Annotated in this window: 8 protein-coding genes; 3 read left to right on the top strand and 5 right to left on the bottom strand. The window is 49.4% G+C overall.

Going from position 1 to position 12,350, the window contains the following annotated elements; all coding sequences use genetic code 11:
- Window positions 1-132: 132 nt before the first annotated feature.
- Window positions 133-2,166: a leucine-rich repeat domain-containing protein gene (locus tag VE954_RS36280; RefSeq protein ID WP_324962342.1), complete on the top strand. Its 2,034-nt coding sequence runs from the start codon at window positions 133-135 to the stop codon at window positions 2,164-2,166.
- A gap of 134 nt (window positions 2,167-2,300) precedes the next feature.
- On the opposite strand, the gene VE954_RS36275 is transcribed toward VE954_RS36280, so the two are convergent.
- From VE954_RS36275 to VE954_RS36260, 4 genes are all read right to left on the bottom strand, one after another.
- Entirely contained in the window at window positions 2,301-2,897 is a 597-nt protein-coding gene (locus tag VE954_RS36275; RefSeq protein WP_324962340.1) for a hypothetical protein, read from the bottom strand.
- 564 nt (window positions 2,898-3,461) lie between these two features.
- Window positions 3,462-3,626, bottom strand: coding sequence for a hypothetical protein (locus tag VE954_RS36270; RefSeq protein WP_324962337.1), 165 nt, complete (start codon window positions 3,624-3,626; stop codon window positions 3,462-3,464).
- Window positions 3,627-3,772: 146 nt separating this feature from the next.
- Complete coding sequence (locus VE954_RS36265; protein ID WP_324962335.1) at window positions 3,773-4,633, bottom strand: trypsin-like serine protease; 861 nt, start codon at window positions 4,631-4,633, stop codon at window positions 3,773-3,775.
- Between the two features lie 695 nt (window positions 4,634-5,328).
- On the bottom strand, window positions 5,329-5,721 hold the full coding sequence (locus VE954_RS36260) for a hypothetical protein (protein ID WP_324962334.1): 393 nt from the start codon (window positions 5,719-5,721) through the stop codon (window positions 5,329-5,331).
- Window positions 5,722-5,852: 131 nt separating this feature from the next.
- Between VE954_RS36260 and VE954_RS36255 the strand changes: the two genes are divergently transcribed.
- Complete coding sequence (locus tag VE954_RS36255; RefSeq protein ID WP_324962332.1) at window positions 5,853-6,758, top strand: LysR family transcriptional regulator; 906 nt, start codon at window positions 5,853-5,855, stop codon at window positions 6,756-6,758.
- Between the two features lie 94 nt (window positions 6,759-6,852).
- Here VE954_RS36255 and VE954_RS36250 read toward each other — a convergent pair whose 3' ends face one another.
- Window positions 6,853-9,492, bottom strand: a complete 2,640-nt coding sequence (locus tag VE954_RS36250) for a 7TM diverse intracellular signaling domain-containing protein (protein WP_324962330.1) — start codon at window positions 9,490-9,492, stop codon at window positions 6,853-6,855.
- A 552-nt stretch (window positions 9,493-10,044) separates the two neighbouring features.
- On the opposite strand from VE954_RS36250, the gene VE954_RS36245 reads away from it, so the two are divergent.
- A complete protein-coding gene (locus tag VE954_RS36245) occupies window positions 10,045-12,144 on the top strand; it encodes a PQQ-dependent sugar dehydrogenase (protein WP_324962328.1) in 2,100 nt (699 codons plus the stop codon).
- Window positions 12,145-12,350 lie beyond the last annotated feature (206 nt).

The raw sequence follows: 12,350 nt of genomic DNA, 5'->3' as shown, positions 1-12,350 counted from the left end.
GCGCGGTCCCAAGCTTGCGATTCCACAGGATCGAGTTGGAATCAATATCCCAGTCACGCGACAGTCCGTGTTCGTACTCGGGTAGAAAAGTTTCTTAAACTTTCTTTAGCGCTGTCCCAAAAATGCTGACACATTCCGCTGCGTCCTTCGACGGCCTCTATTATTGGAGGCCAACCTGCCCCTATAAGCGAAACGCCTTACGCAGCGACAATAAGCCTGGTGGATGCTCAATCGAAGCAAGCCTTTTGTTCGGGAACTCTAATCGCTTCTCATATCGTACTTACGGCTGCACATTGCATTGAAAAAAGAGCCCAAGCCAACACCTTGATACTCTTCGGGCCATCTGCCTGGTCACAGGAACGTGAGCTGAGGCCGATTGTAAATTGGTCCATGTATCGACCTGAAGGAAGCAAGTTCTCCCCCAATTTCGATATCGCTTGGATACAGTTTTCCGGCGATGCTCCTGCAGGTGTCGAACCGATTGAAATCCTGCGACGCGAGAGCCAGCTGCCAGAGCAAAGTGAAATGCTCCTCGTTGGCTACGGCAGGACCAAGACGTCTTGCAGTTCGAGTGACTCCGCTTGCAACGGTGCAAGGCGGCAAACCATCACAAGACTCAAAGAAAAAATTCACAATGCTCGCTTCAAACATCTCCTGCTTCTGGAATCGGCAAATGGCACGGGCGTTTGCAACGGCGACTCAGGTGGTCCCGCGTTCCTTAGAAAAACTGGTCGATGGTATCTCGTCGGAGTGACCAATGGAATGGATATCGTCCTTAACCCGAGAGCCTATAAGACTGGAAGCGCCTCCTGCGAAGCTGGTAGCTCCTTTCATACGTTCGCAGGTGCCTATGTCTCCTGGATCGAGAGCGGGACTGCTATTTCTCTGCCGCATTCCAACGATAATCCTGGGCGTGATCCTGTGGAGGAAGCGCTTGATGCCGAGCTGCCTCAAGACATCCTGGGTTGGTGTTCGTTTCAAAATGGCAATCATGAGGCTTGGTTCACGACCCAGGCTCTTCTTTATCGCGTTATCCCTTTCACTCCAGAGATTCCAAAAGAAGACTATAGGGCACTGGTCGACTGTCAAACACTGGCAAATGGAGAATCACTCAGTTCATTGATGGCTCGCCAAGATACTCTGTCACTATCGGGGCTAGGAATCGATTGGGGGTCCGTGACTGGCAGCGACCAGCAGATTTCTGATCTGCGTCCGCTGGCCTCCCTCAGCAACCTCAAAGAACTCAGCCTGCATGGGCATAAGATTGTCGATTTTACGCCGCTTAACCGATTCGCCCAGCTCGAACGCCTGAAAATACAGAAAAATCATGATTTCAAAAGCCAAAAACCTGTGCCTGTGAACCTGCTGGCGATCGAGGGTCTTGATTCCCTGCAGGCACTTGACCTCTCGGGAAATGGCGAAGCACTCCATGTCAGTGAGCTTGAGCAGCTGCGCCTTCCCAAACTTAGAAAACTGAACCTGAATCATAATCTGCTCAAATCCTTGCCGGACCTTAGCCACTTCCCGGCACTTGAAGAGATTTCACTCTACGGCAATCAAATTAAAGACATCTCCCCCCTTTCGAAACTCAGCAATCTCAAGATGATCGACATCCGTGATAATGCCGTAGAGGATCTCACACCTCTTAAAACTCTAAGAACGTTAGCGCGCATCAAGGCCCGCTTAAACCCCATTGACCCAAGTCTGGCTTGCCAGGTTTTAACCCATATCTCTGCAGGAGCAATCTGTGAGACAGATCCGCCCCAACCTAAAAATTTTCAAGAATGGTGTGCGTGGGGCGATGGATTGACGGCGTTTGATGACTGGCCAGCGCGTAATACTTTGAAGGCATTGTTCAATTTCGCAGGTCTATCATGGATCGGAAAAGACTGTCTAAAAGCTGAAAGCGCCATGAGCTCAATAGAGTCGCTCGATCTTAGTTTCCCGACCTTGAATAAAAATGGTTTCGCTCGCCTGCGAGATATCGCTCCTCTTGCGACTTTGAAGGGCCTCCGCAGCCTCGACCTTCGGGGCAATGAGATAAGAAGTATAGAAAGTTTAGGAAGCCTCCCAGCTCTTGAAACCGTTTATCTGGAAGGCAACCCCTTGCAATCAACGCTCTGTCCTTTGCCTCGCGAGGAAGGCTGCATTTTTCATGGCACGTGATACGGCCTCGTTCTGCCTGTGAAAGATTCTATGGACTTGGGCCAAAGTGATCATGCCAGTTCCGAAAGCACAAAAAAGAGCCCTGGGTAAACCCCAAGGCTCGACCGGACATTCGACTTGTAAACGAATAGAAATTATTCAATTATTTCGTCAAGCAGACCATCAAGGAGATCGTCCAATAAGTCAGAAATACCCAAGTCCTTCAGGATCTTGTCACATTCTGCCTTCGATTTTCCTTCGATTTTCTTACCATCAACGATCGCAATGCAGCCATTCGCCGGTGCAGTTATTGTTTGATTGCCTATTGTCACCTTACCGCCATTGCCAACAAAGATAATCGATTTGCCGTCCGCCGCATTCGTAACGACAGCCGATCCGCCGTCGGCACCATCTGCGCCGTCGGCACCATCTGCACCGTTGGCACTTGCACCGTTGGCACTTGCACCGTCGACACCGTCCTTACCATCTTTCCCATCGGCACCTTTAACAACAACTCCGTTACGAATTACTGTTTCTTCACCGTCTGCGCCTATGACAACGATGCTACCGTCGCTGCCTGCACTACCTGGAACCTTGCCGCCCAAGGCGCTCCCATCAGCTGCTTTGTTTGTATTGTCGATAGCATCGGGCGATTCAGATTTTTGCGGTTGAGACGATTTTGATGGCTTGGATCCACATCCACTGGCGAAAATGCTTGAAAGCACAAAGGTCACCACAAGGATTTTTTTCATAAATGGTCCTTAAAGTTAAGAATTACATAATTAAAGCAAAGGCTGATCCAGCACTTTGTGTCAACACTCTTAGCCCGTTGCAAAACGTCCCCATGACTTGGCAACTCGGACTTGCGGAGATTAATCGCAACGAGCTATCTAACGCCCCGGAAATACCTCACAATGCTGAAGAGTCCGCAACTGTCAAGTTTTGTGTCGCCTATTAAGTCAGTTTTGACGACGCTCTTTTTACAAAAGTTCAGTACTGGGGCGTTTTGGAGATCGTCGAACTTAGACCTTCCCCAACTCAAGCCAGAGTATGCTTTCCACAAAAGCCAAAATTATCCAAGAATTTGAATGAGGAAGTATTTATATTCGGACTGGAGAGAGTTCATATCTAAGGTGAGCGAAAATCAGTGCCGTCCGCAATAGCAGTGTTCTGGCTTTGCAATCTCGGAGTAAAAAATTTGAATGTCGATCGTTAAAGATCGACATTCAGAAAGTTTAAGCATTCACCAACAGCTCTTATACTGGAAGCCAGCACAGAACACTCGACAGTTTTAGTCCCGGGGATTTTTCAATCGATCATTGTGTAAATTGAACGGCTTCGAGGAGAGCATTTTGCCATGATTCGCGTAATCCTTCTTCATCTGTCCCTGTCGGCTGAATGCTGGGCGTCGCGCTCAATGGATCAACAGTGGCGCATCCTGCCGTCATCGCAAGGGTCATGATCATCACAAGAAATTTCATCAGAGTCATCCTTAATGCATAACCTGCCTCAGGTTTTCCAATCCTTTATCAAACCTCCAGTAAAAAAGCATTGCAGGCATAAATTCCATGCTAAAATCGTCCGTGCTTAGCGAATTCTTTCTATATGGCACAGCAGAGATCATGTTTCAAGTGCCATTTCCTTGCTGCGGTGCAGGGCTAGGAGTCAGACTTACAGTACTCAAAAAGGCTTTGCTTTCAGGACTTGTGAGGTCAGTGTATTCAGTCTGGAAAACCGGTCCTCCGAATGCCCTCTTTGTGGGCCCAGCGTGCGAAGCGATGCCCACGATCTGATTGTCGACAAAGAGCGGGCTGCCTGAGTCACCTGAAGCAGCTGCAGCAACCTTGCCTTCAAAATCCGGCAGGCTCGGGTTTGGGCCCAGAACGCCGGTGACTTGAATAATGCCATCCTTGATATGGACCAGGGTGTTCGTCCCGATCCTCTTCACTCCAGCACCCGATTCAGACCAGCTTTCTCCGTCTTCTGCTAACGTGGCCTGATTACTGCCAAAGCCCACAAGAGTCAATGGGCTACCCAATTTCGGAACTTCCTGTGCAATCCCGGAGACAGAAGGGGCAATATTCTCTGCAAATGTAGCAATCGCTAGATCATGCAGCTCTGTACCATCGTGCTTCGGGTTGGATTCAACAAGCACTGATTCCGCAATGACTTTGAAATTTTCATCGCTGTCCTGTTCCAGGTAGGAAACCTTTCCGATCTTGCCGCTCTTTTCGTTCAAAACGCAGTGAGCTGATGTTAAAATTTGATTGACGCTCACAAACGTTCCGGAGCAAAGTTTTTTTTCCTCTTTGCCCTCAAACTCAAATGCAATTCCGATCAGGACAACAGAAGAGTATTCTTCCGCAGGAATGGCCTTGCCGTTTGTGACCTTGAGACTGCTTTCGTTATCAACCTTTCCGTTAGCGTCGCAACCCGCGAGTTGAAGGATGAGGACGGATAATGGAATGATACGATAGGCACTGATCATTAGGGGCCTCTCTTGAACGGTTGTGCAAACCTGAACGAGTTACTCAACAGTCAATTCCTAACACGCTCTTTCCTTTATCCCCAGTTTAACTTGAGCTTACTCGATCCATGGCATTGCCATCTCGCCATTCAACATCCGTGAATTTCTCATGGGGTGGTGAGATTTTGCTTTAATTCCAGACTTCTGCACAATGATTTTATGCAGAGTCTCCTTGAATAACAATTTTAGACGGAAGGCAGAGCCCCGGCATGCCCGCGAGCTGAGTCACGCTGAGCGGCCCATGCCCAGCGTTTGTGGTCCCCCTAATTTGCAAGCGGGATACGACGGTATCTTAATAGGGGAGGTGATAGGTCGACGAACAGTTTGCATGTCAGATTAATAGCGACTCCCTCCGGGAGAGTTTTAGGTGAAAAGACCTGCATTCTGGTCGTTGCGACAGAGTCCCTGGAGTTGAATCTCATCCTGCTAAGAAACACATTTTCTTCAAGGAGGTTGCCATTCTCATCAATCTCGCTGATGAGTGAAAGCAGCCTCCCCTGGCCATGGAGCCGACGTCCTCAAAATCCGCGACTCATAGTCAGAGCAAGCTCAGGGGCGCGAGCGCCCCACGTTGACGTCTGGAAACCATAATGTTCACCTGTTCATGCGCATGGTCTTAACATTGGCAGCTGGTCCAGCGAACTCCAAAGTCCCCTCTAGAGGGGACGACATAAAACTTCAGAGGTTTGGCTTTCGCTTTCGTGCTTAAGTATGAGTGTGCCGTAGGCCCCCCCTATCCACATCTGAAAGCCGACTGACAGAGTCAAAGTAGTGGCAGGATCGTGTTCTTCTGCGCTGCTTCGTCCGCTGATCGCCAGCAAGGGTTTATTAGGCTTGGGCTCAAAGCCAGCATAGCCTTGAACAAGTGGGAACTCGACCTTTTGACCTGTGGCATTTGTCATGAGACCAGCTGAAAGCGCTCCGCTGACGGCATCCTGAGCGATGAGAACCTCCTGGGCCGGAAGTTGCAATCCTCGACCGGGGATCGCTACCGAGTCCAAGGAAAAGCATTGGGCAATGAGTAATACAGAACCGAGTGCGAGGGACATAAGGACTCCTAACTCGAGTGATAAGCTTCTCGTGGCATTGCTGCACAGCGAACTCTAGCAGACCTTTATCAATCGCCTTTCATTGTGTAAAATGAATTAAATTGGATGAAATTGTTCGGAAGTTGTCACCAATGAATCTCGATCATCTGCGTTATTTTGTCGAAGCTGCTCGCCATGAACATATTGGTCAAGCTGCAAGAATTCTTTCGGTAAGTCCGAGTGCCGTTAGCCATGCGATTTCAGCGCTTGAGCGTCTCTTTGATGTTGAGCTTTTTCAGAAGAATGGAAGACGTGTAGTATTGACTCTGCATGGTCAACGATTGCGCAGCCGTGCCGAGGAATTGCTCACGCTGGCAGCACAAGTTCAGGAAGAAGTTGCTGCACCAAACCGCGAGTTCCCTGAGCACCTCCGCATTGGAGGTACTCATGGCTTGCTACTTCGGTCACTTACACGTTTATGTCTATCAATCATGGCTCGTAAACCCGAGCTGAGTTGTGAAATATCAGGACGTCGCTCGGCAGATGTCTTGGCAGCTGCTGCAGCTGGCGAGATTGAAATGGGTGTGTGCTTCAGTCCACTTTCCCATCCGAATGTCCAAACCACCTTAATAGGACGGATGCCACTCGTTCTATGTTTCCGAAAAGGCCACCCTTTTATACAGCTGCTCCAGAGTCAGAGAAACCCCAAGAGCTGGCAAGGTCTCAACACGCTTCCTTGCATTGCTGCAAAGGCTCAGCATGGCATCGAAAACTGTGAGCATCACCCAGCACTCACAGAACATGGCATCATACCTCACGTCCAACTGGTCTTTGATAGTTACGAAGCGATGTCTGAGGCCGTAGCAAGCAGTGAAGGATGGAGCCTGGTTCCATTGTGCATCGCCCACGAAAGCGACGCCTTGGACTTCATTCTTCCTGGGTGGGACGCGACCGCAGATGTCGTCTGCGTGTGGCCCAAAGTGCGGAAACTTTCTCGGACTTTGGAAGAACTCTGTGTTCTACTGCGAGACAGCTTGAATTTGCAGGGCATTCACTAGGTTTCTGTTGCATCTAAGATCTCGCTAGTGCTCCCATTCGAGTCTTAAAAAAAATATCGAAATTGCGAAACGGGACGAGAGCGGGTGGAGGGATTCAAGCCGCCTCGGAATAGTTCGTCTGTGCCTTCTCTTCCTTGGGCCAGCGCAGATGAAAGCGTACGTGCCAAAGGCCGAGCGCACCATCGGCAAGCCTCTCAACAAGTTCGACGCCCAGCCTACCACCAACTTCCAGCATTTTTCGGGCCGCCGCGTCCAAACCAACCCCGCGACCAGAAGTATCGGTAACTTCTTCCCTTGTAGAAAACCCAGATTTGAATATAAGTTCCGCTACGTGTTGTTCTGGAATATAAGAATTTTTTTCAACTAGTCCTTTTTGCACTGCCTTTGCAAACACCAAATCGAGGTTGACTCCACGACCGTCATCTTCATAAGTCAGGTTCCAGGCATCCCCCTCGTCCACAAGCTTGATCGAAAGCGATCCACAATCGCTTTTACCAGCGGCACGTCTTTCTTCATCCGTTTCCAGCCCGTGATCCATGGAGTTGCGCAAAAGATGCATAATGGCCTGCTCCAGAGCCTGAGCTTGCGGCCCATCAAGAATAACTGACTCCTTCGCATTCAGGAACAGCACTGGCACAGGCTTTCCTAATGCTTTTGCAAGTCCCAAACGTTCCGATAGCAGCTCGATGAGGAGGGACTCAAGTCTCTTTGGTCGACCAACGTGGGCCTCGCCCTGTACAATCCCTAGCATTCGCAATGTATCATGATATTCAGCAATCCTCCCGCGGATCGTATTTAGGGCCAAGCGGATATGATCCTCAGAAAAGCGTTCCAAGTGGTTTTTTAAGGAGTGGAAATAATTCTCTGCTTCGTGTATGGAATCGCAGAGATCTGTAAGCCCCAATTTTCTGCAAAAGGCTTTGCTGGTATGAAGTTCTGCAAAGATCTGTTCCACGAAATCCATCTGTTCGGGCTCGGGCTTCGAGTTCAACGCTCCTGGAACCTGATGTTTTACCGCATCACAGAGCGAGATAAGTTGTGACGTCACAACGACAAATTCATGGCTGTCAACACCTAAGTACTGACCGAGGAAGGCGATACGGCGATTCTGAACCTCGGATTGCTTCCTCATCAAGTTAAAATGCGTCACGTCCTTCATTGCGACCAGCAGCTTTTCGACTACACCGTCTTCGTTCACCATAGGAGACCAGCCCAGTTCAAGGTCCTTAACACCATCCTTATGAATCTTCTGGAGGCTACAAGGCAAGAGATGTTTGTTGCCCTCAAAGGCGATTTGGTCGGAATCAAGCGATGCTACGATCGTGGACTCCACCTGACTCCTTCTATCTGATCCAAAGCCTGTTTCCTCGAACAGAATGCGGGAGATTGATCCATCGTTTATCAGAGCCGGCTCGATCAGGGTGTCCAAGAAACGGGAATAATCAGGGCAAATGTGTAAACTCTGATCTACGGCAAAGATCCCAAGTTCAAGGTTATCAAGCATACCCCTGATATCACGAGTTTTCTCTTTTACTTCCTGATTGACGTTGGCAAAATGCTTTGCCAGTTCCTGGTTGACTAGAGCGAGGTCATTACGCATGCGATTCATCCTGTCGGCAAGCGCTAGGGCTAGTATAATCACTTCCAGCATTGAACCAATAATCAGCGAATGTTGTATGATGAATCTTGACGGAAGCGCCCCGAATATCATCAAACCCGTTATCACAACACAGGCGAGGAGCGACGTCCATGCGGAGGCATAAAAATAGGCCTCACGTTGGCGACGCATGACACCCCGAAAAGCGGCCGTAACAAGAAGAGCCGCGGAAAGAACGCTGATCACTGTCACCACCGCGGCGGCGTGGAAGTGGGAAATGTGCAGGACAGGTCCAGTGGCAATGATGGCGAATATCTTAAAGCCTGACAGAATACGGCAGAACAGGGGATCATGTTTCTCAAGCTGCATGAAGATCAGCGCGAAGTAGATACCAAAAATATTGGCGGCCATAACACTCAGAACTGCAACTGCATTGCTAAGGTTGGATCGCTCGGGATAGAGATAGCGTATCAACATTCCGTTCCCGCTTCCCACATAGTAGCCGGCGGCCAGCACAAATAGAGAATAGAAAAGATAAGGTCGATGCTTCGTCGATATAAAGAGGAAAAGATTATATACGATCATGACCCCTATAGCGCCCAAGTATAGACAGAAAATTCCGAAAGTCATGTAGCTTTCCCACGAGAATTCATGGGACGTCTTGGCGCGAAAAGGCAGCACCATGGGATCCGAGGTTTGGGCTCGAACCAAAACGAACAACTCGTTGTCTGCCGTATCAGGAATTGGAAAGGCAAAGCCAATGTCTTCAATCGGCCGTAATCTATTACTCAGCCATGTACCCACGCGATATGACTGAAGAACTCGACCGCTCGTGCTCACAAAGGTCACATCCAGGAGGTTGATCCGAGCATAGGCAATCTGAAAAATGGACTGTCCGACCCATTGGTTTTTGACAATCCTCAAGCGGAACCAATGTGGCTCGTTCACAAAACCAAGACTCAACTCCGCTTTCGCGAATAATGTGGCATTTTCCCAAGTGGCCGGTGACAGCGCGCGGACAAGAGCCATTTCATGCGCAAGACCTTTTACCTCTACGATTTCAACTGCGGTGGAGCCCATTGCACTTTTAAAGTGCATGAAGAGCAAAACTATGAGTGTAAGAAGTCCGCGGAGCATGGAGAATTCTTCTTATTAGGAGTCAATGGTATTGAGATCTTCGGATCTTTTGCGGATATACTTGAATAGGCCCTGTGACATCTGGAACCAAGCTGAGAGCCTTGGCTGGAGCCATTCAGTTTCACGCAACCAAGGCGTGAGATCCCAGACTAGTGAATGCGGTGGAAAGAAGAGATGGCTTTACGCCCTCGCAGGAGAGCTGCGTTCAGAAAATCAATTCAGCCTAGCAATCGTTCGCGACCTCCGCTTCCTACAGCTCGGATTGAGCGCCGCCTATGGACATACCGATCAACTAAATCGCATTGAAAAGTAATTACGCTAGCCATGCCGAAACAATTCAGGCATCTGTGCACAAGAGGACCTGGATTTCGCTTCAGTACTTGGACACGCTGTTCGAAGCAGGCGGACATTGTGAATGGATCTATTCTGTCGCTAAAAAGAGGCAGCGTTTCTTTACCAAGAAATTATATTCCGATTGCCAAGTCTTCTTGAACCTGTGGGCATAAACCTAAAGATTTTTCATTCCTTCGCTCTATTGAAAGGAGGCGATTCATGATTCGTCAGACGCTTCAAATTAGTATACTTGGTGCTTTATGGGTGGCATGCGATTCCGGTTCCGTGCGTATCAACCGTAGCGAGAGCTTGGCCAGCGTTCGCCCATCCAACAAAAGCTGCCTCGCTTTCGAGCGGCCTCAACTGAACACGGCTGTTAAACTCGAAAGGGCTTTCAGCACCGTGACAGCCAAGCAGATTATCTCCCTACTTCCAGCGCCGACGGGAGATAGATTTTACGCTGTCCAAAAAAACGGTCTTATTACCACATTTTCTCAACCTGACGGCAGCGACAAAACTACTTTCCTGGATTTGAGAAAAACTGTGGATGCAAGCGCGTATGAAAGCGGCTTACTCGGGATGGCTTTCCATCCGAACAAGCCGAACGAATTCTATCTTTCCTACACAGTTTCAAGCGCTGCGAGCCCAGCCAATCTCCGATCAACGATTGCACGCTTTCACACGACTGATGGACTCACGGCAACAAATCAACCGGAAGTTCTTCTGACTCTGGAACAGCCGTATAACAACCATAACGGCGGAGATCTATCCTTTGGACCCGACGGTTACCTCTACGTGGCTTTCGGGGACGGTGGATCAGGCGGCGACCCCCAAAACAACAGCCAAAATCTTAACGTTCTTTTGGGAAAAATTATACGCGTTGACGTGAATAATCCAGGAGCTTATGCGGTTCCTGCCGACAACCCTTTTGTCGGCGTCCCAAATGCTAGAGGCGAAATCTACGCCTACGGCCTACGAAATCCATGGAGATTCAGTTTCGATCGCGGTACCGGTGACATGTGGACGGGCGACGTCGGGCAAAGTCGTTTTGAGGAAATTGATATTATTAAAAAAGGCGGCAATTATGGTTGGAAGATCAAAGAGGGCACTGCATGTTATAATGCTGAAACCTGCGCTGCTAACAACTCCATAGATCCTGTTTTTACGTATGGCCGGACTGATGGCGCCTCGATCACGGGTGGATTCGTCTATCGCGGAAAGAATATCCCCTCGCTCAATGGACTCTACATATTTGGGGATTTTGTCTCGGGCAATATTTGGAGTCTGAATTTCGATGAAAATGGCAAAGCTGGATCACGGCTCCTTCTCTCTTCCGGATTTAATGTTTCCTCGTTTGCCCAAGATCGTCAAGGCGAGCTTTTTGTTCTGGACTACACCGGCGGTGGTATTTATCGACTCATCGCCTCAGAAGGATCAGATAAGGAAGCCAAAATTCCTGCTACATTATCAGCGACAGGCTGCATGCAAACAGAGGAGCTGATTCCGTATGAAGTGAATTCACCTTTGTGGTCCGATGGCGCCACAAAACGGAGGTGGATGGCTTTGCCTGACGGCACTCAACTCAGTGTTTCAGCTGATGGTCATGTCATATTTCCCAAAGGAAGTGTTCTGGTCAAGGAGTTTTCTCTGGACGATAAACCCATCGAAACTCGGCTCATGGTTCTGCACAATGACGGTAACTGGGGTGGCTATACCTATGAATGGGATGATAAAGGAATCGATGCAAATTTGGTGGCCAATGGTGCAACCAAAACTGTGGCTGGTCAGGCATGGAGCTTTCCTTCACAGGGGCAGTGTATGCAGTGTCATAATGCAGCCGCCGGGTACAGCCTGGGCTTGGAATTGAATCAGTTGAATCGCATGACGGCTGACAGCAGTTCGCAACTCGATATCTTCGAACAATTGCAATTGTTCGATAAACCCCTCCAACGCCCCTTTGCACAATTGCCAGAACCGCAGAAAGCCTCTTCAGCTGCCGACTCCGCTCGCTCTTATTTGAATGCAAACTGCGCATTCTGCCACCGCCCTGGTGGAACGGGAGGAGGAAATCTGGATCTACGCTACGATACGCCTCTTTCTGCCACCGGGCTCTGCAACGCAACACCCAGCGCTGGAGACCTGGGTTTAAGCGATGCCCTGCTTTTGGCACCTGGCGCTCCTGAACGCTCGGTTTTGCTGGCTCGCCTCAGTGTAAGAGGCTCTCAGCAAATGCCACCAGTCGCTTCGAATAAAATCGATAGCCAAGCCACGCAATGGGTCCACGATTGGATTAAGGCACTGAAAGATTGCAACCCTTAGGTGTGAGAAATATGGCCCTTCCAGGGCCGATTTTCCTAGGGAGCTTTCGTTTGTGGCCTCGGAATCTGATCCAAGTCAAGCCGCGGCTCGCTCGAGACGAGGCTTGCTCATCACAACTTTATTGAGTGACTTCAATATAGGATTTCCACTGAGCAACCACTGTCATCCGTTGCCTGGACCCAGTAGGACCTTCTATTTGTATCCAG

Source organism: Oligoflexus sp., assembly GCF_035638955.1.
Taxonomy (GTDB): domain Bacteria; phylum Bdellovibrionota_B; class Oligoflexia; order Oligoflexales; family Oligoflexaceae; genus Oligoflexus.
This window is presented reverse-complemented; position numbering and strand designations above follow the sequence as displayed.